The organism is Commensalibacter oyaizuii, from assembly GCF_029953265.1.
GTDB classification, from domain to species: Bacteria; Pseudomonadota; Alphaproteobacteria; order Acetobacterales; family Acetobacteraceae; genus Commensalibacter; species Commensalibacter oyaizuii.
The window spans coordinates 1,032,109-1,053,676 of record NZ_JASBAO010000001.1 but is presented as its reverse complement, the minus strand read 5'-3'; the positions used below and the strand labels follow the sequence as shown (position 1 = coordinate 1,053,676).

Here is a 21,568-nt window from a genome sequence, read left to right as displayed (position 1 = left end):
TACCTTGCAAATCTGTTTATTTTTGGAAAACGGTCGAAACTAGTCGACAGGTTCCGGAGGGTAAAATTAAGCATGGCAAAAACTTCCGCCATCCATCGTAATGCCAAACGTGCGCGTATGTCTGCACGTGATAAAGCAAAGCGCATTGCGTTAAAAAATATTGTAATGGATAGAAGTCTGCCCGTTGAAGATCGTTTTGATGCTTCTTTAAAATTGGCAGAACTTCCTCGTAATGGATCTCGCGTAAGGGTGCGTTTACGTTGTAAATTAACGGGCCGTTCTCGTGGTAACTATCGTAAATTTGAGCTGTGCCGTATTGCATTGCGCGAATTAGCATCCACTGGGCAAATACCCGGTATGGTTAAATCAAGTTGGTGAGGGACAATAGATGTCATTATCTGATCCATTAGGTGATATGCTCACCCGTATTCGTAATGCGCAATCTGCTCGTCATACATCTTGCGTAGCGCCAGCTTCTAATTTAAGAATAAACGTATTGGAAGCCTTAAAACGCGAAGGTTATATTCGTGGCTATCAAACAGAAGAATTGCGTAAAGGGATAAGCCAACTGCGTATTGAATTGAAATATTCAGACGGTGAACCGGTTATTAAAGAAATTCAAAGGGTTTCAAAACCAGGTCGTCGTGTATATTCAAAGATTAAAGAATTGCCACGTGTTTATGGTGGTCTTGGCGTATCTATTCTTTCAACACCTCGTGGTGTTTTATCCGATATCGAAGCTCGCGCTGCCAATGTTGGCGGTGAAGTTCTTTGTCGTGTATTCTAAGGGGGATTAAATGTCACGTGTAGGCAAAAACCCCGTACAGATTCCGCAAGGGGTACAAGTTTCTTTCGTAAATGGCATTTTAACGGTTAAAGGAAAAAGAGGGGAATTATCTATCCCTGTTTCCGAACACGTTGAAACCACCATTGAAGATAGTCAAGTTATTGTTCAACCTAAAAGCAAAGCAGTTGTTGCCCGTACGATGTGGGGAACAACAAGAGCATTAGTTGCTAATATGGTTCAAGGTGTTTCTGAAGGTTATACTAAAGCTTTGGAAATTACCGGAACAGGTTTTCGTGCATCTGTTCAAGGTTCTAATCTCGTAATGAATCTTGGTTATTCACACGATATTGTTTATCCAATTCCAGCTGATATTAAAATTACAACGCCTCGTCCAACCGCAGTGGTTGTCGAAGGAAATGATAAGCAACGTGTTGGTCAAGTTGCTTTAGATCTTCGTAATTTTAGAAAGCCTGAACCTTATAAAGGTAAGGGTGTTCGTTATGACAATGAAGTCATACGTCGTAAAGAAGGCAAGAAGAAATAATGGGTACGCAACGTGAATTACAAACGCGCCGGCGTAGACGGTTGCGTTATCAGCTTCGTCAAAAAGGAAATGGACGTCCTCGTCTTTCAGTCTTCCGTTCTAGCAAAAATATTTATGCTCAGGTTATTGACGATGTGGCTGGTAAAACTTTAGCTGCAGCTTCTACTTTGGATGCTGCTGTTAAGGGACAATTGAAAACTGGAGCAGATATAGATGCGGCTCGTGCTGTTGGCAAATTAATTGCTGAACGCGCGAAAGCAGCTGGATTGGAACAGGTCGTGTTTGATCGTGGCTCCTATATTTATCATGGGCGTGTAAAAGCGCTTGCTGAGGCTGCCCGTGAGGGCGGACTTGCGTTCTAAGGGAGGTCGCGAATGGCACGTGAAGTAAAAGAAGGCGGTCGCGCAGGACGTGAACGTGAAAATGAAGATTTGATTGATAAACTCGTTTCTATCAATCGTGTTGCAAAAGTTGTTAAAGGTGGTAGACGCTTTGCTTTTGCTGCTTTAGTTGTTGTTGGTGATCAACGTGGACGTGTTGGATACGGTTCTGGTAAAGCCAGAGAAGTTCCTGAAGCAATCCGCAAAGCTACTGAACAAGCTAAGAAATCAATGATCCGCGTCCCTATGAAAGAGGGAAGAACGCTGCATCATGATGTTCATGGTTGTTTTGGAGCAGGTAAAGTCATTTTAAGATCAGCAGAATCTGGAACCGGTATTATTGCTGGTGGTCCAATGCGTGCTGTTTTTGAAAGTCTTGGGATCAACGACGTGGTTGCTAAGTCAACAGGAACTCGTAACCCACATAACATGGTAAAAGCTACCTTTGATGCATTGCGCAGATGTGCAAGCCCAAGAGTGGTTGCTGCTAGACGTGGTAAAAAGGTTTCTGAAATTTTAGGTCGTCGTGAACATACCTCTAATGCACAAGCGGAGGCTGTAAATGGTTGATTCTAGTGCTGCAAAAGTTAAAGTTACGCAAATTGCTTCTGCTATTGGTCGTCAAAAAGATCAAAAGCAGACCTTGATTGGTCTTGGGTTGAAGCGTATTGGTGCTACTCGTGAGTTGGAAAATACACCAGCTGTACAGGGAATGATCAATAAGGTTCGCCACCTTGTAAAGGTGGAGGTATAACAGATGAACTTAAATGAACTTCGTGATAATCCTGGCTCTAGATATCGTAAAAAACGGTTAGGTCGTGGTATTGGTTCTGGTAAAGGCAAAACATCCGGGAAAGGTGTCAAAGGTCAGTTAGCTAGATCTGGTGTTGCCATTAACGGTTTTGAAGGGGGGCAATTACCTCTTTATCGTCGTTTGCCTAAAAGGGGGTTTAAGAATATTTTTCGCAAACTTTATGCGGAAGTTAATCTTGAAACCTTATCTTCTGCCATCGAAAATGGTAAGCTAAATGCTTCTTCTATCATTAACGAGGATGCATTACGTAACGCAGGTTTATTCAAGGGTAAGAAATTTTCAGGTGTACGTTTGCTTGCCAAAGGTAAAATTAATCAGGCCCTAAATATTGAAGTCTCTGGTGCTTCTGTAGCTGCTGTTGAAGCAGTAAAACAGGCGGGTGGTTCTGTTAAGTTGCTATCACCAGCTAGGGATGTATCTGCAGATGCCTAAAGCATAAAGCGTAATATATTCCGACTTTATCATGCGGTAAAGATTTATACGTTTATATTATACTATATAACTAAGGGCTAAAATTACAGCGTCCCGTTAATTGAGCGGTGACGCTGTTTTTTCTGAAAGGATAAGGATATGGCCTCTATGGCCGAGCAATTAGCAGCTAATATTAATATCGGTGCCTTTTCTAAAGCTACCGAATTAAAAAAGCGGATTTGGTTTACTCTGGGTGCTTTGATTATTTATCGATTGGGTACTTATATCCCTGTTCCAGGAGTAGATGCGGTCGTTATGGCTCAACTACTTGCCAAACACCAAGGCGGTATTTTGGGCATGTTTGATATGTTTAGTGGTGGTGCGCTTGGTCGTATGACGATTTTCGCCCTAAATATTATGCCTTATATTAGTGCATCCATTATTATCCAGTTGATGTCTTCTGCGATGCCATCATTAGAGGCGTTGAAAAAAGAAGGTGAGCAAGGTCGCAAAAAGTTAAATCAATATACACGATACTTAACGGTATTTATCGCTTTATTCCAAGCGTATGGTATTGCCATTGGATTGGAAAGTATGCAAGGTGCCTCTGGTCCTGCAGTCATTAATCCTGGTTTTTTCTTTTTGGCAACATGTGTTATTACCCTAGTTGGTGGAACAATGTTCTTGATGTGGCTTGGGGAACAGATTACTGCCCGAGGGGTGGGAAATGGGATCTCATTGATCATCTTTGCTGGGATTGTCGCAAATTTACCTACCGCATTGGCAAGCTTATTTCAGTTGGGATATACTGGTGCATTGTCACCTGTTTTTGTTGCAATTTTTTTGGTATTAGCAGCAGTTACAATTGCCTTTATTGTATTTATGGAACAGGCACAACGTCGGGTTGTGATCCAATATCCCAAAAGACAGGTTGGCCAGCGCATGTATGGTGGTGATTCGACCCATATGCCACTGAAGGTTAATACTGCAGGGGTTATTCCGCCTATTTTTGCGTCTTCAGTCTTGTTGATTCCAGTAACTATTGCAGGGTTTTTAACAAATGATTCGACACCTGGTTGGTTATCCTATGTTGGACAAGAATTTAGTCAGGGGCGTTTCTTGTATATGCTGTTTTATGCGGCAATGATTGTCTTCTTCTCTTTTTTCTATGCTGCGGTCAGTTTTAACCCTAAAGAAACAGCAGATAATCTACGTAAGCAAGGTGGCTTTATACCAGGTATTCGCCCTGGCGCAAATACTGCATCTTATTTTGATGCTATTTTAACCCGTTTAACAACGATTGGTGCAATTTACTTGGTTGCAGTTTGCCTATTACCACAGTTTTTGATTAACCATTATAATGTTCCTTTTTATTTTGGAGGCACCAGTCTTATTATTATTGTTTCAGTCACTATTGATACCGTCACACAGGTTCAATCACATTTGGTTGCTCACCAGTATCAAGGATTGTTACGTAAATCACGAGGTGGCAAAGGAAAGAAGCGATGAAGTTAGTTTTTTTAGGACCCCCTGGTGCTGGAAAAGGGACGCAATCTCAACGTCTAGCTCAGCAATATCAAATTGCACAGATTTCTACTGGAGATATGCTAAGAGCAGAGGTCAAAGCACAATCAGAAATTGGTCAGTTGGCAAAGAAACTGATGGATAATGGTGATCTTGTTCCTGATGATTTGATTGTATCTATGATTGAAAAAAGAATCCAAGCTGAAGACTGTAAAAATGGATTTATTTTAGATGGCTTTCCACGAAGTTTAGGACAAGCTGAAGCACTAGATAAAATGTTTGAGCGTCAAGGAATGAAATTAGATGCTGTTCTCTCATTAAATGTTGATGAAGAGATGTTGGCAGATCGGATCTCTGGACGTTTTAGTTGTGCGAAATGTGGCGCAAGTTATCACAAAGTGTTTAAGAAACCTGCTGTTGAAGGTGTCTGTGATTCTTGTGGTTCAACAGAATTGGTATCCCGCGCTGATGACAATCGGGATACCGTATTGGCACGTTTAGAAACGTATAAAAAACAAACTGCGCCATTATTGCCATACTATGAGAAAAAAAGTTGTTTATATTCCATAAATGGCATGAAAAATGTGGAAGATGTTGCAAAAGACATTGACCTAATTTTAAAAAAAATTAAAGTGAGTAACTAGAAAATCTTTTTATTTTTATAAAATTATTTATGTTGCAGTCTTGACTCTAAAGGCACTAAAGATATATTCGTGCCTTTAAAGGCATTTTTAAGTTGTTGGCTATTAAATTCAATTATTACAGATTCGATAGTTTTTTCGTTGTTTTTAGTAGCTAATTGTTCAAAGAATTGAGCCTGAATTTTAAAGGTTTAACTGAGGAGTAACAGGCGTGGCGCGTATTGCCGGCGTAAATATCCCGACAAACAAACGGGTAGCGATCAGTCTGCGTTATATTTATGGCATTGGGCCGACAAAGGCGCAGGAAATTTGTAATAAACTTTCAATTCCTGACGAACGCAGAGTAAATGAACTTTCTGATGATGAAATTCTGAAGATTCGTGAATTAATTGATAGTGAATATCAAGTTGAGGGTGACCTTCGTCGCGAAGTAGCGATGAATATCAAACGCTTAATGGATTTAGGATGCTACCGTGGCTTGCGTCACCGTCGTGGTTTACCTGTAAGGGGGCAAAGAACCCATACTAATGCGCGTACGCGTAAGGGTAAGGCGGTTGCTATTGCTGGTAAGAAAAAGGCAACACGTTAGTCCCTAAGTTGGTTTTAATTTTGTAACTAGACAAACAGGATATAAAAAGTCATGGCGAAACCCGCCGCAACGCGCCTTCGAAAAAAAGAGCGCAAAAATATTATTTCTGGCGTAGCACATGTTTTGTCTACGTTTAATAATACTATGATTACAATATCTGATGTTCAAGGAAATGCAATTTCTTGGTCATCAGCAGGGGCTCAAGGGTTTAAAGGCTCTCGTAAATCTACACCTTATGCTGCGCAGGTTGCAGCAGAAGATGCAGGTAAAAAAGCACGTGAACATGGTATGGAAACGCTTGAAATTGAAGTTTCTGGCCCAGGTTCAGGTCGCGAAAGTGCACTTCGTGCGCTGCAGGCTGTAGGTTTTACCGTTACTTCTATTCGGGATACCACTCCTGTTCCACATAACGGATGTCGTCCTCGTAAACGACGTCGCGTATAGTGAGTTTCGTTTGTTATTTTTCTATTAAATTAGAGAGATAACTAGAGATTAATCCTAATCTTTTGGTTAGGATTTTGTCGCCTTTATGGCAAAATTCTGAATTGAAAGGCCACCACCTTGGTCCTCCAGAAAAACTGGCAATCTCTTATTAAGCCGGAGAAGCTGGAAGTCGAACCGGGCTCGGCGTCATCTAATGTGGCGACCGTGGTGGCGGAGCCACTTGAACGTGGCTTCGGCATGACGCTCGGTAACGCGCTTCGGCGAGTACTTCTTTCTTCTCTACAGGGAGCTGCTGTTACAGCAATTCGTATTGATGGCGTTCTTCATGAATTCTCGTCTGTAAATGGCGTTCGTGAAGATGTCACAGACATTGTGCTAAACGTCAAGCAACTGGCGATTCGTATGCATAATGAAGGTCCAAAACGTATGATATTATCTGCGGTTGGTCCCGGGAAAGTAACAGCAGGACAGATTCAAACAGATCATGATATCGAAATCATGAATCCTGATTTGGTAATCTGTACTCTTGATGATGGTGTAAAGTTGGGCATGGAATTTACCGTTAATATGGGTAAAGGTTATGTACCAGCAGCTGCAAATCGTCAGGAAGATGCTCCAATTGGCATGATTCCTATTGATGCGATTTATTCTCCGGTTCGTCGTGTTTCTTATAAAGTTGAACCAACTCGCGTTGGTCAAGTAACAGATTTCGATAAGTTGTTATTAACTTTGGAAACGGATGGATCTGTAACCCCTGAAAATGCAGTTGCTTTAGCAGCACGTATTTTGCAAGATCAGTTACAGTTATTCATTAACTTTGATGAACCTAAACCTGTTGTTACAGAAGAACCTCAAGAAGATCTTCCGTTTAATCGTAATTTGTTACGAAAAGTGGATGAACTTGAGCTATCAGTTCGTAGTGCTAATTGCTTAAAGAATGACAATATTGTATATATTGGTGACTTGGTACAAAGAACTGAACAGGAAATGTTGCGCACCCCCAATTTTGGGCGTAAATCATTGAATGAAATTAAAGAAGTTCTTTCTTCGATGGGGCTTTCATTAGGAATGAATGTGCCTGCTTGGCCACCAGAAAATATTGAAGAATTGGCAAAACGACTTGATGAGTTGTTTTAGCATTGTGAACAAAAAAGGATAGGATAGAATTATGCGTCACGGTATAGCTGGCCGTAAGCTCGGTGTAACAACATCTCATCGTAAAGCGATGTTTCGCAACATGGCTGTTGCTTTAATTAAACATGAACAAATTACAACAACTTTGCCAAAAGCCAAAGAATTACGCCCTGTTGTTGAAAAACTTGTAACCCTTGGTAAGCGTGGTGATTTACACGCTCGCAGACAAGCCTACGCTTTGTTGCGCGATGATACTATTGTAACAAAATTATTTTCTGTAATTGCAGAACGTTACAAAGGACGTCAAGGCGGATATATTCGCGTATTAAAAGCTGGCGTTCGCTACGGTGACGCAGCTGACATGGCAGTGATTGAATTTGTCGAACGCGACGTAAATGCCAAAGGGTTGGACAGCGGTCCAAAACCAGTGCATGAAGACGCCGATGATGAACTTGCTGCATAAGTTTTGTAATTATTTATAATAGCACTGCTTTGAGTAAAAAAGAGATAGAATTTTCTATCTCTTTTTTTATGGGGTAAAGTCTAAATAATTTTTTGACAATTGATGGAGAGACTTATGCCATTGGCAATATGGGCGTTGGCGATTATGACATTCGGTATTGGAATTACTGAATTTTCGATATCCGGTTTGTTACCTTTTATTGCCCATGATTTTTCGATTTCAATTGATGGGGCAGGGTATGCGGCAACGGTATATGCGCTAGGTGTTTTCCTATTTACCCCAATTATTGTCATTTTAGGGGGCAGAGTTCCTCAAAAAAAAATGCTTATCATTTTGATAGGTTTTTTTGTTGTAGGTAACTTAGTGACTGCTTGGTCACCTTATTTTTGGATTACTCTAGTGGGGCGTTTTATTACGTCTTTGACACATGGTGCATTTATTGGAATTGGTTCATTGATTGCTGTTGAATTATGTAAGGGAAAAGAAACTTCAGCAATTGCTTTTATGTTTAGTGGTCTGACCTTAGCAACTTTGATTGGAACGCCTTTGGTGACATACTTGGGATATCAAGTTTCATGGCACTCCGTATTTTATATGATTACATTGATTGGTATTATTGCGTTAATGGCTGTGATCAAATTTGTCCCTAATGATATTCATCCAGACAAAGCTATAGAATTGAATATCCGACAGGAACTGGCTGTGTTTAAAGATATGGATGTTCTAATTGCGATGGGAATAACTGTTTTAGGACCAGGGGCATTTTTTACATCGATAACTTATATCGCACCCGTTGTCACAAAGGTTGCAGGATTTCACGAGTCTGCGGTTGCGTGGATTTTATTTGTTTTTGGACTGGGTTTATGTATTGGAAATTTATTAGGTGGAAAATTGGCCAATAAGTCGTTGATGCCTCTTTTACTTTCCAGTCTAATATTGCAAGCTTTTGCCCTGTTCATTTTATATTTTATGGCTTATTCCAAAATTATTGTTATTTTGTGTGTGTTTTTTATTGCAGCATTTGGTTTTGCAACTGTATCGCCCATTCAGCATTTAGTAATGACCAAAGCAAAAGAAGCCGGAGCTGCGAACTTAATTGCATCCTTTAATATTGGTTTGTTTAATCTAGGAAATGCGTTAGGAGCATGGATCGGGGGACTGGTAATTATGCATAATTTTGGATATGCATCGCCTAATTTTGCAGGTGGATTATTATCTATTGCTGCTTTTGCTTTAGCATTATTTTCTTATTTACGCTCTATTAGATTAGAGAGCACATTGTAAAATAAAAGCCTTTTATCAATTAAAATAAAGGGCTTTTATATAAGTTAGTTTTTATTTTTTTGCAGGATAGGGGGGACGAATGGTAAATTCGATGTTAAAGAAGATCGGCTAGGCAGACGATCGGCATTCCATCCCCCCCCTAGATTTTGAATAAGTAAAACGCTGTCAACCATTCTTTGTTGTTGAACACCAATCAAAGTCTGTTGATTACTTAAAGATGTTACTTGCTGGGTTACAACGGTAGTATAATCTTGTGTTCCTGCTTTGTATTGATTTAACGCAATTTCTGCGGTTTGATTGGCGAGCTCGACAGCTTTGCTTTGTTCAATCGCTTGTTGTTCAAGAATACGTAAATTTGAAAGTTGATCTTCTACACCTTGCAGTGCTTCCAATACGGTCTGTCGATATTGGGCAACGGCCATGTCGTATTGTGCCTCTGCTTGTTTAACGACAGAGGTTCTGACACCTCCATCAAACAGGTTTTCTGATGCAGAAGCCCCCAAGGACCATATACGATTGGCAACTTGCACTAAGCTACCAACAGGGTTTCCACTATATGACAAATTGGCACTTAATGTTACATCTGGGAAGAAAGCGGCCATTGCAGCACCTATTTGTGCATTTTTCTCCTCCATCGCCCGCTCAGCAGAAGCAATATCAGGCCGGCGTTGTAACAAGGTTGATGGCAGCATAACAGGAATGGCAGGAACCGTAGAGCTAAGACTTCCACGAGGGATAGTGAGTTCAGCTGGGGGTTTACCAATTAAAATTGCAATGGCATGTTCATATTGCGCCCTGGCAATCCCAGCTTGGGTTAATTGTGCTTTTGTTTGTTGTAATTGTGTTTTTGCTTGTAAAAGTGCTGTTGGTTCAATAGTACCAGCGTTATGTTGGTTTTGGGTGACCCTTAACGAAGCCTCGTAAAAATCGACATTTTTTTGCAATAAATCAATTAAGGAATCTTGATATCTTAAGTTAAAATAAGTCTGAGCCAGCTGACTTTGATAAGATAAACGCGCATTAGCTAAATCAGCAGCACTTGCTTGGGCAGCAGCAACTTGACTTTGTGTGTTTCGACGAATTTTTCCCCATAAATCCAAATCCCAACTGGCCGCAGTTTGCAAAGCATAAGTATTTTGCGTTTGACTCATTGGATAACTTATATTCGACCCGCCATTGATACTGCGTGCACCACCACCATTTCCTTGTCGGTTGAAGCTAGTACCAATATTCATGGTTGGGAAAAAACCTGCACGTGTCTGATCAATTAATGCACGCGCATATCGATATGATGCTTCGGCTTGTTTCAGGTTTTGGTTTGAAATATCAATTTGTTCTTCTAGCTGATTAAGGACGGGATCGTTGTAGATTGTCCACCATTCCCCTTTTTCAAAAGATGCCATTGCGGGGTTTGCTTTTATCCAGCCTGCTGCAGGTTGCAATTCTTTAAATTTTGATGAAATAATAGCAGAAGGACGATGATAGTCAGGCCCGATCATACAGCTGGTCAAAGATAATAAACACAATGCAGAAGCGCATTGCATTGCGATTTTTCTGTTGAAACTTAGGAAATGAAAAAGAGAAGACGGTTTATACACGTTGTTGCCCTCTATTTGCAAAAAAACGTTTAAATGGACGCCACTTACGTAGACGATCCATATATAGATAAATAATTGGAGTTGTATATAATGTTAGGGCTTGGCTCATAATCAGTCCCCCGACAATTGCAATCCCAAGGGGACGACGAATCTCATTGGCATAACCACTGGCAACAATTAAGGGGATGCTGCCACAGGCAGCTGCAATTGTGGTCATGATAATCGGTCGGAACCTTAGCTTACAGGCTAATATAATGGCATCACGTGGTTTCATATTATCTAATTGTTCGGCGTTGATTGCAAAATCAACCAGCAAGATAGCATTCTTCTTAACAATCCCAATAAGCAAGATAATGCCAATTAAGGTAACCAATGAAAATTCTTGTCCGAAAATATCTAATGCCAAAAGGGCACCAACCCCAGCAGAAGGTAGGGTGGATAAAATGGTAATGGGATGGATATAACTTTCATATAATATTCCAAGTGTAACGTATACAGCTGCGATTGCTGCTATAATCAATAGGATATTATCATTTGTGCTTTTTTCAAATTGTGCAGCATTTCCAGCAAAGCTGCCTGATATGTTTTTGGGCAAATGAATACGAACTGTTTCTGATTTTATTAATTGTACAGCATCGCTCAAAGATTTTCCCTGTGCCAAATTAAAAGAAAGGGTTGCCGCAACAAATACGCCCTGATGATTAACACTAAGTGATGTTAGGGCTGGTTTTTGGTGGGTTACAATAGATAATGGCACCATGGTTTGGCTGCTGGTTGAAACGGCTGAACCATTGGATGCGCCGTTCCCTCCAGCAAGTTTATTGGCAATTTGGTTTTGAAAGTTCTGTTGATTGATTCTTTCTTCTTCACTAAGGGCTTGGTTGGTTGAAACGCGAATAGTGTTTGATGTCATGCCACCACCAGGGGTTCCCCCTGAGGTACTAACCCACATTTGTCTTAAAATATTTGAATTTTGTGCAATATCTGGATCCACTTCCATGATAACGCGATATTGATTTAGTGGATTATAGATGATGGATGCTGCTCTTTGTCCAAAAGCGTCATACAAAGTATTAGAAATAAGTTGAGGGGTTATTTGATAACGAGGGGCGGTATCTCTTAGTAAATCTACATCAATTGCCTCACCACCTTGTTGAACGTCGGAAGAGACGTCGGTAATAATGTTAGGATGTTGTTGTAGTGCTTTGATTAATTTAGGCATCCAGTCATAAAGTTCTTTAGAAGAGTCACTTTGTAGTGTGTATTGATAGGTTGCATTACTAGAACGTCCACCTGAGCGTACGAATCCAGGAATGGTAATATAAAATTCAGCACCAACTAAATTTTTTAATCGTTTTGACAACCGTGCTATAGTTGTATGAATTGAATCTGTGCGATCTTTTTTATCAATTAATTGGATAAAAACGCTACCTTGGTTAACGGCTCTTCCACCTGTAAATGCTGAAATGGATTGAACGTCTTGATCTTCCAAAACAGTTTTTTGTACTTCAATAATTTTTTGTTTCATGTTTTGGAAAGAGATTGATTGGTCGCCTTGCAGGTGACAAATTAATATCCCTGTGTCTTGATCAGGAAAAAACCCTTTTGGCATTGTTATAAATAAGAATATCATCAAGACAATGGTTGCAGGGATAGATAACGCAACAAGTACAGGATGCTTTAAGGCTGTTTGCAAGGTATTTTGATAAAAATCTGCAAAACTGTTCAGAACTTTTTCACAAAACAAGTCTATCTTTTCCCAAAACGTCAAAGAAGCATCTGGTTTTTTAGGAATGGGTCGATGAAGCATATAGGCGCACATCATTGGCGTCAAAGTTAATGATAAAATCATCGACGCCAATAATGTAATAGTCAGGGTCATGGCAAATTCATGGAACAAACGCCCCATTAGCCCCCCCATAAATAAAATGGGTATGAACACTGCAATCAGAGAAATCGTAATGGAAACAACTGTAAATGATACTTCTTTTGCCCCGTACAAAGCTGCTCTTTTGGGCGAGATTCCTGTTTCGATGTGGCGATTAATATTCTCTAAAACAACGATGGCATCATCAACGACAAATCCCGTAGAGATAGTCAAAGCCATTAAGGAAAAGTTATTTAATGAAAATCCCAAAAGTTCCATCACCGCAAAGGTTGCAATAATCGAAGTTGGAACAACAATGGCAGGTATAATCAGTGCTTGTAAATTACGTAAGAAAACCAACACAACTGCGATAACAAGAACCACAGATAATATCAATGTCATTTGTGTATCAGCCAAAGAGGCGCGAATGGTCAAAGACCGATCAATAGCAATATGTACATCAATATCGGGTGGCATAGATGCTTTTAACTGAGGCAGCTTTTCATGAACTGCATCTGTTGTTTCAATAACATTCGCCCCAGCTTGGGGAAAAATAATTACAATAATTGAGGGCTCTTTGTTATATAGGCCTGCATTATGTAAATCCTCTACACTATCTTGAATAGTTGCGACATTCTTCAACATAACAGGCGCATTATTGCGATAGGCAATAACAAGATTTTCGTAATCTTTTGCTTTGGTTGCCTGATCGTTTGTGGACAGCTCGTATCGTTTGTCCCCATCATCGATGAAACCTTTGGGGGTATGTGCATTAGTCGAGGCAAGGGCTGCACGAATATCCTCAAAGCCAATCCCGTATTTAAAAAGAGGCAGGGGATTAAGTTCCACACGGACGGCAGGCAGTGAGCTTCCCCCTATTTCCACCTGTCCCACACCATCAATGGCAGAAAGCTGTTGTTGTAATACGTTTGTTGTATAGTCGTAAAGTTGTGCCAGAGTTTTTGTTTTAGAAGTGACCGCCATAACCATAATAGGGGCTTCGGCAGGATTCATTTTAAAGTAGGACGGGTTGGAACGCATTGATGTTGGTAGATCAGCACGTGCTGCCTGCAATGCGGCCTGGACATCTTTGGCTGCGCTATTGATATCCCTGGACAGGTCAAATTGCATAATGATTCTGACTTGCCCCTGGGTGGATTGAGACGTCATTTCATTCGTCCCAGGAATTTGTCCCAAACGCTTTTCAAGAGGGGCAGCAATAGAGGTTGCAACTTCTTCTGGTGTGCCACCTGCTTGTTGGGCTCTGACCAATATAACGGGGAAGTCCACGTTGGGTAAATCCGCAATTGGCAGCATTCGATATCCTAAAATACCGCTTAAAATCAATGCTAAGGTTAATAGCATTGTGCCGATTGGACGTTGGATAAAGGGCTTGGATATATTCATTGTCCAGCTCTGCGCTCCAACTGTTTTTGTCTATATTTGGAAACAACACGTTTACGGGTCCAAAGGCTGAATTTTTCCATATATAAATAGACAACAGGGATTGTAAATAAAGTTAATAATTGGCTTGCTACTAATCCCCAAAAGATACAGACCCCTAATGGATGGCGTAGCTCTGATCCCGTACCAGTCCCAACCATCATGGGAACCGCTGCAAGCATGGCAGCCAAAGTTGTCATTAAAATAGGACGAAACCGCAATAATGCTGCTTGATGTATAGCTTCTAAGGGGGTTTTATGTTCTTTTCTTTCGGCTTCCAGTGCAAAATCGATCATCATAATGGCATTTTTTTTGACAATACCAATCAACAAAACAATTCCGATGATACCCATAATATCTAAATTACTGCCATCAATCCATAAAGCAAACAAAGCACCAATAGCGGCCGAGGGTAGCGTAGATAAAATGGTAATAGGGTGGATAAAGCTTTCGTATAAAATGCCCAAAACAATATAGACAGCAACGACCGCTGCGATTACTAGAAAAAGCTCATTTTTAAGACTTTTTTCAAAAGCTGCGGCAATTCCTTGGAAATTGGTAACAAAACTGCTGGGTAAATTTAATTCTTTTTCAATTTTGTTAATCGTTCGTGTCGCTTCACCCAAAGATGCATGCTTGACAATATTAAAGGAAATAGTTGTGGCGGGGAATTGTTTGAAATGTGTAATTAAAAGCGGAGCAGTGCCATTTTCAACCCGCGTTACCCCAAGCAGTGGTACTAATCCTGCTGTGGGTTTACGGGTTGGGCCACTGGTATTATCAGAGGAAGAATTCCCGCTGATTCCTGGTAAATAAAGCTGACTTAGAGATTTGATTTGCTTTTGAAATTTCGGATCTGCTTCTAGAATAATTCGGTATTGATTTGATTGCGTATAAATTGTTGAAATCTGACGTTGGCCAAATGAATCATACAATACGTTGTCAATTGTTTGAGGGGTAATTGAATAACGTGCCCCTGTTGCACGATCTAAAATTACGTTTGCAACCAATCCTTCTGCCAATAGGTCAGAGGTTACGTCTGTTAAAATCGGTTCTTTTTTTAATCTTTCAATAATTCTAGGAACCCAGATTTTAAACTGATTATAATCAGGATTTTCCAACAAGAATTGATACTGTGTTGCGGTGAATGAAGTTTCTAAAGATAGATCTTGCACAGGTTGCAGATATAGTTTTGTTCCAATGACTTTTTGAGAGGCTTTGATAATTCTCTGTGCGATTTCTGCTGCGGTTTCACTGCGGTCGTGACGGGGTTTAAGATTGATCAAAAAGCGCCCTTGATTGACAGTCATGTTTTGCCCATCAATTCCAATGAAAGACGATATACTGACAACGTCGGGGTCTTTTAGAATAACATCTGCTAATTGTTGCTGTTTTTTAGAGACTGCTTGCAAAGATGATGTCTGGGACATAACAGACATACCTTGTAAAATTCCATTATCTTGTTCAGGGAAAAATCCCTTTGGAATATAGTATGCAAGGCCGATTGTCAGCAGTAACGAAGCAAAGGTAACAGCTAAGGTGGCAGGCTGATGTCTGAAAACGAATTGTAACCCTTTATCATATGCTTGAATAACTTTATGAATAATACGATCAAAGAAATGTTCTTTTTGCTCAGAATTGTGTTCTTGCAGCATTCTGGCACATAACATGGGCACCAACGTCAAGGAAACAATGGCTGAAATAATGATAGTTACTGATAAAGTTACAGCAAATTCATAAAATAGGCGTCCAATAACATCCCCCATAAACAAAAGAGGGATCAGAACAGCAATCAAAGAGATTGTTAAGGAAATAATTGTAAAACCAATTTCCTCCGATCCTTTCAATGCTGCGGTCATACGATCTTCGCCCATTTCGATATAACGGCTGATATTTTCAATCATAACAATGGCATCGTCAACAACAAAGCCTGTTGCAATGGTTAAGGCCATTAAAGACAAGTTATCCAGAGAAAACCCAAGTAAATACATAATTGCAGCTGTTCCAACGATTGACAGTGGAACAGAAAGGCTGGGAATAATCGTGGCAGAAATGTTCTTTAAGAAAATGAAGATAACACTGATAACCAGAATAATGGAAAAAAGCAGTTCTAGTTTTACGTCATGAATGGATGCACGAATGGTGGTCGTGCGATCGGTTAAGGGAATAATAGAAATACCAGAAGGTAAAGAATTTTCCAGTTGAGGCAGAATTGCCTTGATATTATCAACAACGGCAATGACATTTGCACTGGGTTGACGCTGAACGTTTAAAATCAAAGCCGGTGTTTTGTTAGCCCAAGCCTGTAATTGGGTATTTTCGGGGCCTTGGACGACTTTGGCAACATCTTTCAGACGAATTGGCCCACCATTATTATAGGCAATGATTTGATTTAATAATTGATCTGTATTTTGAATTTGTCCATTAACCTGCAATGTTACTGAACGTTGTGAGCCATCAAAACTGCCTGTTGGAGAGTTAACATTTACATTACCAATTGTTGTTCTTACGCTATCCAGATCAATACCATAAGAAGTTAGCTTTGGTACATTCATCTGAACACGAAATGCTTTACGTTGTCCCCCTGATAGGGTAACAAGACCAACCCCTGAAATCTGACTGATTTTTGCTGCTAGACGTGTGTTAACATAGTCTTCAACATCGGTAAGTGGTAGGGTTGTAGAAGTAATCCCCAGTGTAAAAATAGGGGTGTCGGCTGGGTTTACCTTGGCATATACGGGGGGGGTTGGCAGATCAGAAGGAAGTAAGCTGTTGGCTTGGTTGATTGCTTCTTGTACTTGTTGGGCTGCGACATCCATTGACATGGTTAGGTTGAAACGAAGGGTAATAACCGATGCACCGCCTGAAGATTTAGATGTCATTTCATCCAAGCCAGGCATTTTTCCCAATTGAGTTTCCAAAGGAGCGGTAACAGAGGTCATCATTACCTCTGGGCTGGCACCTGGATAAAAAGTTGTAACGACTATGGTTGGGTAATCAACATCTGGTAATGCAGACAAGGGTAAAAATCTGTAGCCTAATATCCCGCATATTAAAATAGCAAGCATGAGTAGGGTTGTTGCTACAGGGCGCAGGATAAAAAGGCGTGAAGGATTCATAAGAATATATCCAAAAGCTATGGTCATCAAAAGGAAGTATTAGGGATTATTTTTTTGAGTATTTTTGGGCGATTGTGGCACGACAATTTTTGCCCCGTTACGCAATTGATCGATACCATCTGTTACAACTTTGTCATGCAGTTTTAACCCTGATACAACGACCGTATGTTCGCCATCATTATACCCTGTTTTAATATTTTGCAGTTTAACTGTTGAATCTGGTTGCACAACGTAAACAAAAGATCCGTCTGGTCCTGTTTGGATAGCGTTATTTGGAATGGTTAAAACATCGTGTAATGTATCAACAAGTAAATGGGCATTGACAAATTGATTTGGAAATAATTCCCACTGAGCATTTGGAAAGATAGCCCGTAAACGTACAGTACCTGTTGAAGTATCTATTTGGCTGTCTAAAACACTGGTCGATCCGATAGCTAACTTTTTAGTATTATCGCTGTTCCATGCTTCGACATTTAAACTTTTATATTTCTTTAATCCGTCCAAAACTATACTTAATCTGTTTTCTGGAATGGTTAGTATTACTGAAATTGGGGTCATTTGTGTTAAAGTTGCTAGACCACCACTTTGCCCTTCAGTAACATAGTTTCCCGCATCAACTTGACGAATACCAATACGACCATCTGCAGTGGCGCGAATATAGCAATACATCAAGTTCAGTTCTTGTTGTTTAATCAATGCCTTATCTGTTTTAATTTGAGCTTCAAGCTGGGCTACTTTATACTCTTGATCTTGTGCAGTCATTGGGGCGATACTGTTTTGTTTTAGCAGTTTTTGATATCGCGCATTATCAAGTCTTGCTTGTTTAAGCAGTGCCATATCAGAGTGTAAGGTGCCTTCGTATTGGGCTTTTAGTGCTTCATAAGGGCGGGGATCAATCAATGCCAATAAGTCACCCTTTTTAACCATCTGTCCTTCGGTAAAATAGACGTGTTGTAGATAACCGGAAATCCTTGCTGGAACGGTAATGTTAGCAATAGGAATAACGGTTCCTAGTTCTGTAAAGATAATAGGAACATCAGTATTGGTAATTGACGCAACTGCGACAGGCTTGGCACGATCGTGTGTTTCTTCGCTGGGTTTGGAAATAAAGGAATAAATTGAACGATAAGCAATAATAACGATGACTATAATAGCAAGTAATAAAAAAATTCTTTTAACCCATCGATAATTTTGGGAAGAAGGCTGATCTGAAGGGTTAGAATTAGGAGAAGAGGGGGTCGGCGACATTGTACAGCGATCTTTTCATAATATTTAAGTCAAAGTTATCTATTTACATTTATAAAGCATGTATTATTTGCATATAAATCATGATTATTTTATGACGATATAATAAACATTGCCATTTTAAAATCCAAATAGTTATTACGATCCAGATACAAAAACACTAATTTCAGCAGCATTTAGTAAGGAAAATAAAGTATTATACGTTTGAGTATGGACTTTATAGTGTAGACTTGTCATAATTGTAAATATCGAAAATGAATTAAATTCGAAAATGTATTGAATGTTTTAATGCTGGAGAAAGTTCGATGAATAAAGATATTAAAAATACCGTTAAAGAAGTCAGCGATAAAGTGGATGATGCCGTTGACAAAACCAAGGACGTAGCTAAAGAAGCAGCTGAAAAAACCAAAGATACAGCTGAAAAAGCTAAAGACACAGCAAAAGATACAGCTGAAAAAGCAAAAGATGGTTTGAAAGATTTAAAAGACAAAGCCAAAGATCATCTTGGTGATGCAAAAGACACAGTTGAAGATTTTGCTGGGGTTGCAGAAGATGAATTTAATCGCTTGTATGGCGAAGATGGCAAGTTAGAATCGGTTGTAAATTTTGTTCGCGATCGTCCTATTCTTTCAGTTAGCATTGCAGCCTTTATTGGTTTTATTATGACAAAAATTGTAAAAAGCCGCTGCAAACACTGTAAGTAAGCATTATTCATAAAACTGATCTTATTTTGAAAGCTATTTTTCTTTGTTAAAAGAAAAATAGCTTTTTTTATATAAATTTCATTTTCCCTCTGTTCTTTTGCGACTCGTTGAGTATATTATGGATTCGTTCAATATAACACAGAGTATCTGATATAATATGCAATATGCCATTGACATTGCTGGTGTAGATGAAGTGGGAATGGGATGTATTGCAGGGCCTGTTGTGGCCGCTGCTGTAATGTTTCGATGTCCTGTACCTATTGATTTAGTCTGTCTTTTAGATGATTCAAAAAAAGTCAAGCCCAGTATGCGCAAGCAAATCTTTGATCGTTTGCATACAGTGCCTGAAATAGACATCGGGATTGCTGCTGCGTCTGTTCACGAAATATTTACGTTAAATATTAGAAAGGCAGCAGCTTTAGCAATGCAAAGAGCGGTTCGTAAGCTTGTTATCTTTCCAAGATTGGTTTTGGTAGATGGAACATCAACGCCAGATTTTCAATGTTTTGCGCAGCCTATTGTCAAAGGCGATGGGCTATCATTCTCGATTGCTGCGGCATCTATCGTGGCAAAGGTAATACGGGATCGATTAATGCATCGTTTGGCAAAGCGGTGGGGAATGTATGGATGGGATCGTAATGTTGGATACCCAACACTTGAACATCGCAAGTCGTTGGAAAAATATGGAACTTGCCCCCATCATCGTCAGGGGTTTGTAACGGTGAAGCAATTGTCTTTTAAAATGAATTTTTTGCAGAGTGGGGCGGCATTCGTGTCGAGAAGAGTATGAGTGGTGCAGTTATGTTGGATCTTCCTTTGGATCAGATCTTAAATGGAGAATGCATCCAGGTAATGAAGCAATTGCCATCCGCATCAATCGATTGTATTTTTGCCGATCCTCCTTATAATTTGCAATTACAAGGAGAGTTGCGCAGGCCTGACGATACAATTGTTGATGGCGTGACCGATGAGTGGGATAAGTTTCAAAGTTTTGCTGCCTATGATCAATTTTGTCGGGACTGGTTACGTGAATGTCATCGTTTATTGCGTAAAGATGGTACGATATGGGTGATCGGTTCTTATCACAATATTTTTCGTATTGGTACTATTTTACAGGATCTCGGCTTTTGGATTTTAAATGATATTATTTGGCGAAAATCTAATCCAATGCCTAATTTCAAAGGGCGCCGTTTTACCAATGCGCACGAGACACTGATTTGGGCCGCCAAAGGAGCAGATAGTAAATATCGTTTTAACTATCAAGCAATGAAAACGTTAAATGATGATCTCCAGATGCGTTCGGATTGGTTTTTGCCTTTATGCACTGGAAATGAACGGTTACGAAACGAACACGGATTGAAACTTCATCCAACACAAAAACCAGAAAGTTTATTATATAGGGTTGTTTTGTCATCAACCAATATTGACGATGTTATTTTGGATCCTTTCGCTGGAACTGGTACGACTTTGGCCGTTGCAAAACGTTTGCAACGCCGCTTTATTGGTATTGAACGTCATCCCGATTATATGAAAGCAGCAAAACAACGGGTAGAAACCGAGAGGGCTTTACCTGTCAAGGATATTAAATTATCACCATCTAAGAAGGAAATACCAAAGGTGCCTTTTGGTAATTTAATTGAACAAGGTTTTCTTGCTCCCGGTGTTGTTTTGATGGATCGTCAGCGTCGTGTTTTTGCAACCGTAACATCAGATAGTACTATCGTTAGTGGTAATCAAAGAGGATCAATTCACAAAATTGGTGCATTTGTTACAAATGCACCTTCTTGTAATGGGTGGACTTTTTGGCATTTTGAGAGAGATGGTGTGTTGCTAGCACTGGATGTGTTACGCACCGAATATAATCAGATGGTCCAAAAAGGAAAATAAAAATACAAGAACATTATTTATTCTGAAAGCCTAAGAAGCCAATTTCTGGTTTAGGAACCCCACCGTCTTGGGCTTGGAAAATTGGGCTGTGTTGGGCCGATAAAAATTTTCCTTGTTTATTTTTTCCCTTGACCGACATATGTCCCTTACCATTTTTAACCGTAATTGCAGAAGGCTCAACAGAGACACTAGCATTGGCCAAGGTCTGTGGTGAATTGTTATACCCACGCATTGAGAGTAATAAGAAAGTTATACGATCACGGTTTAAATCAACGGACATTTCCAATGGTGTTTGTCCTAGAACGTTGGTTGCACGTAAATCTGCACCCCGTCCCAAGGCATCTTGGGCTGCATTCAGATTTCCAGTATTAATTGCATCGAAAAGTGCTTGGGTCGGATTTTTGTCATCATTTCCCAGACCATCGTCATCTTGGTCTTGATTATCACTATTAGATTGAGCTGTTGGCTTTTCCTTTCCCCCTTTTTTTTCTTTGTGAGAGGGAGCCGTGGCCGTTTGTGCCATGGCCGTTGTTGCAAGGAGGTTAGTGCCACAAAAAGCTGTAACACATAATAAGGAGAGGAAAGGCAATAAACGAGGCTGAAAGTTCATAGTGCTATTTCTCTTGATAAAAATCAAATGCCAGACAATATCAATGTTATTTATAGTAAATCAAGTCTTAATGCTATGGC

22 protein-coding genes are annotated in these 21,568 nt (G+C 39.9%); 17 read left to right on the top strand and 5 right to left on the bottom strand.

Annotated features, from left to right (window positions below; all coding sequences use genetic code 11):
- The first annotated feature begins 72 nt into the window (after positions 1 to 72).
- The 14 genes from rpsN (at position 73) to QJV27_RS04575 (ending at position 9,015) form a co-directional block, all read left to right on the top strand.
- A complete protein-coding gene (gene rpsN, locus QJV27_RS04640; RefSeq protein ID WP_281447806.1) occupies positions 73 to 378 on the top strand; it encodes a 30S ribosomal protein S14 in 306 nt (101 codons plus the stop codon).
- A 10-nt stretch (positions 379 to 388) separates the two neighbouring features.
- Positions 389 to 787 (top strand): 30S ribosomal protein S8, encoded by a 399-nt coding sequence (gene rpsH, locus QJV27_RS04635; protein ID WP_281447805.1) that lies wholly within the window; start codon positions 389 to 391, stop codon positions 785 to 787.
- Positions 788 to 797: 10 nt separating this feature from the next.
- Complete coding sequence (gene rplF, locus QJV27_RS04630) at positions 798 to 1,331, top strand: 50S ribosomal protein L6 (protein ID WP_281447804.1); 534 nt, start codon at positions 798 to 800, stop codon at positions 1,329 to 1,331.
- Entirely contained in the window at positions 1,331 to 1,693 is a 363-nt protein-coding gene (rplR, locus tag QJV27_RS04625; RefSeq protein WP_281447803.1) for a 50S ribosomal protein L18, read from the top strand. The genes rplF and rplR overlap by 1 nt, the downstream gene beginning before the upstream one ends.
- Before the next feature lie 12 nt (positions 1,694 to 1,705).
- Positions 1,706 to 2,281, top strand: a complete 576-nt coding sequence (rpsE, locus tag QJV27_RS04620; RefSeq protein ID WP_281447802.1) for a 30S ribosomal protein S5 — start codon at positions 1,706 to 1,708, stop codon at positions 2,279 to 2,281.
- Positions 2,274 to 2,465 carry a 50S ribosomal protein L30 gene (gene rpmD, locus QJV27_RS04615; protein WP_281447801.1) on the top strand — a complete coding sequence of 64 codons (192 nt, stop codon included), beginning with the start codon at positions 2,274 to 2,276 and terminating at the stop codon, positions 2,463 to 2,465. The genes rpsE and rpmD overlap by 8 nt, the downstream gene beginning before the upstream one ends.
- 3 nt (positions 2,466 to 2,468) lie before the next feature.
- Entirely contained in the window at positions 2,469 to 2,957 is a 489-nt protein-coding gene (gene rplO / locus QJV27_RS04610) for a 50S ribosomal protein L15 (protein WP_281447800.1), read from the top strand.
- Positions 2,958 to 3,095: 138 nt separating this feature from the next.
- Positions 3,096 to 4,445 carry a preprotein translocase subunit SecY gene (secY, locus tag QJV27_RS04605; RefSeq protein WP_281447799.1) on the top strand — a complete coding sequence of 450 codons (1,350 nt, stop codon included), beginning with the start codon at positions 3,096 to 3,098 and terminating at the stop codon, positions 4,443 to 4,445.
- Complete coding sequence (locus tag QJV27_RS04600; protein WP_281447798.1) at positions 4,442 to 5,104, top strand: adenylate kinase; 663 nt, start codon at positions 4,442 to 4,444, stop codon at positions 5,102 to 5,104. The genes secY and QJV27_RS04600 overlap by 4 nt, the downstream gene beginning before the upstream one ends.
- Before the next feature lie 208 nt (positions 5,105 to 5,312).
- Complete coding sequence (gene rpsM, locus QJV27_RS04595) at positions 5,313 to 5,690, top strand: 30S ribosomal protein S13 (protein ID WP_281447797.1); 378 nt, start codon at positions 5,313 to 5,315, stop codon at positions 5,688 to 5,690.
- Positions 5,691 to 5,741: 51 nt separating this feature from the next.
- Complete coding sequence (rpsK, locus tag QJV27_RS04590) at positions 5,742 to 6,134, top strand: 30S ribosomal protein S11 (RefSeq protein WP_281447796.1); 393 nt, start codon at positions 5,742 to 5,744, stop codon at positions 6,132 to 6,134.
- 117 nt (positions 6,135 to 6,251) lie between these two features.
- The gene (locus tag QJV27_RS04585; RefSeq protein ID WP_281447795.1) at positions 6,252 to 7,271 is read left to right on the top strand and encodes a DNA-directed RNA polymerase subunit alpha; all 1,020 of its coding nucleotides are present in this window, start codon (positions 6,252 to 6,254) and stop codon (positions 7,269 to 7,271) included.
- 31 nt (positions 7,272 to 7,302) lie between these two features.
- Entirely contained in the window at positions 7,303 to 7,731 is a 429-nt protein-coding gene (gene rplQ, locus QJV27_RS04580; RefSeq protein ID WP_281447794.1) for a 50S ribosomal protein L17, read from the top strand.
- A 114-nt stretch (positions 7,732 to 7,845) separates the two neighbouring features.
- The gene (locus QJV27_RS04575) at positions 7,846 to 9,015 is read left to right on the top strand and encodes an MFS transporter (RefSeq protein WP_281447793.1); all 1,170 of its coding nucleotides are present in this window, start codon (positions 7,846 to 7,848) and stop codon (positions 9,013 to 9,015) included.
- A 44-nt stretch (positions 9,016 to 9,059) separates the two neighbouring features.
- On the opposite strand, the gene QJV27_RS04570 is transcribed toward QJV27_RS04575, so the two are convergent.
- From QJV27_RS04570 to QJV27_RS04555, 4 genes are read right to left on the bottom strand one after another with little or no spacing between them, the layout of a single operon-like run.
- Positions 9,060 to 10,559 (bottom strand): efflux transporter outer membrane subunit, encoded by a 1,500-nt coding sequence (locus tag QJV27_RS04570; RefSeq protein WP_281447792.1) that lies wholly within the window; start codon positions 10,557 to 10,559, stop codon positions 9,060 to 9,062.
- A 46-nt stretch (positions 10,560 to 10,605) separates the two neighbouring features.
- Positions 10,606 to 13,887 carry an efflux RND transporter permease subunit gene (locus tag QJV27_RS04565; protein WP_281447791.1) on the bottom strand — a complete coding sequence of 1,094 codons (3,282 nt, stop codon included), beginning with the start codon at positions 13,885 to 13,887 and terminating at the stop codon, positions 10,606 to 10,608.
- Positions 13,884 to 17,042, bottom strand: coding sequence for an efflux RND transporter permease subunit (locus tag QJV27_RS04560; RefSeq protein ID WP_281447790.1), 3,159 nt, complete (start codon positions 17,040 to 17,042; stop codon positions 13,884 to 13,886). Before QJV27_RS04560 ends, QJV27_RS04565 begins: the two co-directional genes overlap by 4 nt.
- Positions 17,043 to 17,081: 39 nt before the next feature.
- Positions 17,082 to 18,290, bottom strand: coding sequence for an efflux RND transporter periplasmic adaptor subunit (locus QJV27_RS04555; protein ID WP_281447789.1), 1,209 nt, complete (start codon positions 18,288 to 18,290; stop codon positions 17,082 to 17,084).
- A gap of 302 nt (positions 18,291 to 18,592) precedes the next feature.
- Between QJV27_RS04555 and QJV27_RS04550 the strand changes: the two genes are divergently transcribed.
- The 3 genes from QJV27_RS04550 (at position 18,593) to QJV27_RS04540 (ending at position 20,878) form a co-directional block, all read left to right on the top strand.
- Complete coding sequence (locus tag QJV27_RS04550; RefSeq protein ID WP_281449014.1) at positions 18,593 to 18,991, top strand: DUF883 family protein; 399 nt, start codon at positions 18,593 to 18,595, stop codon at positions 18,989 to 18,991.
- 157 nt (positions 18,992 to 19,148) lie between these two features.
- On the top strand, positions 19,149 to 19,781 hold the full coding sequence (locus QJV27_RS04545) for a ribonuclease HII (protein ID WP_281447788.1): 633 nt from the start codon (positions 19,149 to 19,151) through the stop codon (positions 19,779 to 19,781).
- On the top strand, positions 19,778 to 20,878 hold the full coding sequence (locus QJV27_RS04540) for a site-specific DNA-methyltransferase (RefSeq protein ID WP_281447787.1): 1,101 nt from the start codon (positions 19,778 to 19,780) through the stop codon (positions 20,876 to 20,878). The genes QJV27_RS04545 and QJV27_RS04540 overlap by 4 nt, the downstream gene beginning before the upstream one ends.
- A 13-nt stretch (positions 20,879 to 20,891) precedes the next feature.
- Here the strand turns inward: QJV27_RS04540 and QJV27_RS04535 are convergent, their stop codons facing one another.
- The gene (locus QJV27_RS04535; protein WP_281447786.1) at positions 20,892 to 21,488 is read right to left on the bottom strand and encodes an ankyrin repeat domain-containing protein; all 597 of its coding nucleotides are present in this window, start codon (positions 21,486 to 21,488) and stop codon (positions 20,892 to 20,894) included.
- Positions 21,489 to 21,568 lie beyond the last annotated feature (80 nt).

What these genes read in the sequence shown, in the direction of transcription:
- QJV27_RS04535 (WP_281447786.1), bottom strand. Translation starts at nt 21,488, where the DNA reads ATGAACTTTCAGCCTCGTTTATTGCCTTTCCTCTCCTTATTATGTGTT.
- QJV27_RS04570 (WP_281447792.1), bottom strand. Translation starts at nt 10,559, where the DNA reads ATGCAATGCGCTTCTGCATTGTGTTTATTATCTTTGACCAGCTGTATG.
- rpsE (WP_281447802.1), top strand. Translation starts at nt 1,706, where the DNA reads ATGGCACGTGAAGTAAAAGAAGGCGGTCGCGCAGGACGTGAACGTGAA.
- QJV27_RS04545 (WP_281447788.1), top strand. Translation starts at nt 19,149, where the DNA reads ATGCAATATGCCATTGACATTGCTGGTGTAGATGAAGTGGGAATGGGA.
- rplF (WP_281447804.1), top strand. Translation starts at nt 798, where the DNA reads ATGTCACGTGTAGGCAAAAACCCCGTACAGATTCCGCAAGGGGTACAA.
- rpsK (WP_281447796.1), top strand. Translation starts at nt 5,742, where the DNA reads ATGGCGAAACCCGCCGCAACGCGCCTTCGAAAAAAAGAGCGCAAAAAT.
- QJV27_RS04600 (WP_281447798.1), top strand. Translation starts at nt 4,442, where the DNA reads ATGAAGTTAGTTTTTTTAGGACCCCCTGGTGCTGGAAAAGGGACGCAA.
- QJV27_RS04575 (WP_281447793.1), top strand. Translation starts at nt 7,846, where the DNA reads ATGCCATTGGCAATATGGGCGTTGGCGATTATGACATTCGGTATTGGA.
- rplO (WP_281447800.1), top strand. Translation starts at nt 2,469, where the DNA reads ATGAACTTAAATGAACTTCGTGATAATCCTGGCTCTAGATATCGTAAA.
- QJV27_RS04560 (WP_281447790.1), bottom strand. Translation starts at nt 17,042, where the DNA reads ATGAATCCTTCACGCCTTTTTATCCTGCGCCCTGTAGCAACAACCCTA.
- QJV27_RS04565 (WP_281447791.1), bottom strand. Translation starts at nt 13,887, where the DNA reads ATGAATATATCCAAGCCCTTTATCCAACGTCCAATCGGCACAATGCTA.
- QJV27_RS04555 (WP_281447789.1), bottom strand. Translation starts at nt 18,290, where the DNA reads ATGTCGCCGACCCCCTCTTCTCCTAATTCTAACCCTTCAGATCAGCCT.
- rplR (WP_281447803.1), top strand. Translation starts at nt 1,331, where the DNA reads ATGGGTACGCAACGTGAATTACAAACGCGCCGGCGTAGACGGTTGCGT.
- QJV27_RS04550 (WP_281449014.1), top strand. Translation starts at nt 18,593, where the DNA reads ATGAATAAAGATATTAAAAATACCGTTAAAGAAGTCAGCGATAAAGTG.
- secY (WP_281447799.1), top strand. Translation starts at nt 3,096, where the DNA reads ATGGCCTCTATGGCCGAGCAATTAGCAGCTAATATTAATATCGGTGCC.
- rplQ (WP_281447794.1), top strand. Translation starts at nt 7,303, where the DNA reads ATGCGTCACGGTATAGCTGGCCGTAAGCTCGGTGTAACAACATCTCAT.
- QJV27_RS04540 (WP_281447787.1), top strand. Translation starts at nt 19,778, where the DNA reads ATGAGTGGTGCAGTTATGTTGGATCTTCCTTTGGATCAGATCTTAAAT.
- rpmD (WP_281447801.1), top strand. Translation starts at nt 2,274, where the DNA reads ATGGTTGATTCTAGTGCTGCAAAAGTTAAAGTTACGCAAATTGCTTCT.
- rpsN (WP_281447806.1), top strand. Translation starts at nt 73, where the DNA reads ATGGCAAAAACTTCCGCCATCCATCGTAATGCCAAACGTGCGCGTATG.
- rpsH (WP_281447805.1), top strand. Translation starts at nt 389, where the DNA reads ATGTCATTATCTGATCCATTAGGTGATATGCTCACCCGTATTCGTAAT.